Origin of the sequence: Segatella copri, assembly GCF_003465495.1 — a bacterium.
Taxonomy (GTDB): domain Bacteria; phylum Bacteroidota; class Bacteroidia; order Bacteroidales; family Bacteroidaceae; genus Prevotella; species Prevotella copri_G.
Window position 1 is genome coordinate 1 of the sequence record NZ_QSAV01000100.1, and the last position, 2,033, is coordinate 2,033.

Below are 2,033 nucleotides of genomic sequence, written 5' to 3' on the forward strand. Positions count from 1 at the left end.
ATCACCGGTGTGAAGGTTCAGTGGGAGCCAGGTCAGGAGTTTAAGAATCTTCGCGATGACGCCGAGTTCAACCTCGTAGCCAGTCGCAGTGCTCAGGCAGCCGTTATCAAGGCGATTAAGGAGGGTAAGACCAGCGTTGACCTCAACGCGCCAACTACTCCGGATAATACGCCAGGCGGTTCTACTCCAGGTGGTTCAAACACCGGTCAGACCGGCAGCGAAGGCCAAGGCTCTGAATCAGGCGGCGGTACTACCGGCAAGGACGATACTGGCGACGGCCTTGAATAGTCCAAGGATAGACTGGCTAGGGTGCTAGCCCCTAGCCTAGCCTATCTGCCCCCCCCCCCAAAAAAAATCAACACTCAACATTCAACATTCAACATTCAAAAAAAATGAAAGCGAACACTTGGAAAACAATTCTTCAGATAGCCATCAGCATTCTGACCGCTATCGCTACTACGCTCGGAGTAACGAGCTGCATGGGATAAAGAAAACTGAGAAATCCGGTCATTAAGGTCATGGTCATTAAGGTCATTAAGGATTTACAAAGAAAGTTAAAGGGAAATGAGTAAAAAATCATCATTTTTTTGCTCATTTCCCTTTTTTTTATTATCTTTGCCTTAAAAATTAATAATTGAACTTTCGCATGTGGTTCAAGTACGGGCTGAAGGCCCTGGGCTAGGGGCTTCTGCACTTTACCTTTGCTTTACCCTTCGGCCAGCGATTTTCAATTCCCTTCGGCCGGTGACCGTTGGTTCAGGGCGTATGGGACAAAACTTACGAAACTTGAATAAATGAAAAAATATATAGATGGAAAAGAATATTATAAATATAGATGCACATGTCATAGATGATATCAGAACCATCATCACAAGGGCAAGAAACAAGGCGTATCAATCTATCAACGAAACCCTGATACGCTCAAACTGGGAAATTGGCAAACGTATTGTTGAAGAAGAGCAGCTTGGCAAGCAGCGTGCTGATTATGGAATACAGCTCATCAAGTCCATATCTCAGCAGTTGACGACTGAGTTCGGCTCCGGCTATGGTGTTCGTAACCTTGCCTATTTCAAGCAATTATACCAATATTTTCCTGATTGGGAGATTTTGCACGCGCGTGTGCAAAATCTTTCGTGGTCACATTTGAGATGCATTTTAAGGGTGGAAAGATAAGCTAGTACCCCCAAAAAATCTCTGCTACAAGATAATAGACACAAAATAAAGAACGAAGAATTTCATTGAAATAATCTGATGGAAACAGAAAGAATTTTACTTCGATATTGGCAGGAATCAGATGCAGAGGCGCTCTTCAAGTACGCCTCCGACTCTGACGTAGGACCACGTGCTGGATGGCCGGCGCATAAGTCTGTAGAGGAAAGTCGGGAGATAATCCGGACATTCTTCCATAATGAAACGACATGGGCGATTGTGTTGAAAGAGACTGGCGAGGCTATCGGCTGCATCGGCTACTACACCCATGAAACCAGCAACATCCCTATCGGAGAAAACGATTGTGAGGTGGGCTACTGGGTAGGAAAGCCATTTTGGAACCAAGGAATCTGCACCGAAGCCTTGAAGCTGATGCTTGACTACTGCATCAACGAGAAGCATTTCGAAAACATTTGGGCAGACCATTTCACAGGCAATCCTGCATCAGGAAAAGTCATGGAGAAATGCGGTTTCTCTGACACCGGAATGCTGAACAGATGTAGCCAACTCATGGGTGGCGACAAGGAAATGGTCAAGGTGTTCAAGTACAACGGATAAAGGAGAAAAATAGAATGATGAGAAAGAAATCAAGAGGCAAATAACCATGCATTGTCCATTCTATCATCCCGTACAAAAGTACCACAACCAGCAATATTTGTGGTTCTTTTGTACTAAAATAGCTATAAAACTGTTGGAATGTATTAAAAAAGAGCGGATTTTAAAAGTTTCCCGTACAAAAGTACCACAATTAAAAATATTTGTGGTATTTTTGTACCAAAATTAGGAGAACAATTATGGAAACAAAGAATTCATTCATATCATCA

The 2,033-nt window shown here is 43.5% G+C and carries 3 protein-coding genes and 1 pseudogene; all 4 read left to right on the forward strand.

Annotated elements, in window-relative coordinates:
* A pseudogene (locus DWV53_RS15915) lies at window positions 1-288 on the forward strand (DNA-binding protein); the annotation flags it as partial.
* 104 nt (window positions 289-392) lie between these two features.
* Window positions 393-488 (forward strand): smalltalk protein, encoded by a 96-nt coding sequence (locus DWV53_RS15920; protein WP_153072405.1) that lies wholly within the window; start codon window positions 393-395, stop codon window positions 486-488.
* Between the two features lie 322 nt (window positions 489-810).
* Window positions 811-1,173 (forward strand): DUF1016 N-terminal domain-containing protein, encoded by a 363-nt coding sequence (locus DWV53_RS15150; RefSeq protein WP_118080413.1) that lies wholly within the window; start codon window positions 811-813, stop codon window positions 1,171-1,173.
* A gap of 78 nt (window positions 1,174-1,251) precedes the next feature.
* Window positions 1,252-1,767 (forward strand): GNAT family N-acetyltransferase, encoded by a 516-nt coding sequence (locus DWV53_RS15155; protein WP_118155441.1) that lies wholly within the window; start codon window positions 1,252-1,254, stop codon window positions 1,765-1,767.
* Window positions 1,768-2,033: the final 266 nt, after the last annotated feature.

What these genes read in the sequence shown, in the direction of transcription:
- DWV53_RS15920 (WP_153072405.1), top strand. Translation starts at nt 393, where the DNA reads ATGAAAGCGAACACTTGGAAAACAATTCTTCAGATAGCCATCAGCATT.
- DWV53_RS15150 (WP_118080413.1), top strand. Translation starts at nt 811, where the DNA reads ATGGAAAAGAATATTATAAATATAGATGCACATGTCATAGATGATATC.
- DWV53_RS15155 (WP_118155441.1), top strand. Translation starts at nt 1,252, where the DNA reads ATGGAAACAGAAAGAATTTTACTTCGATATTGGCAGGAATCAGATGCA.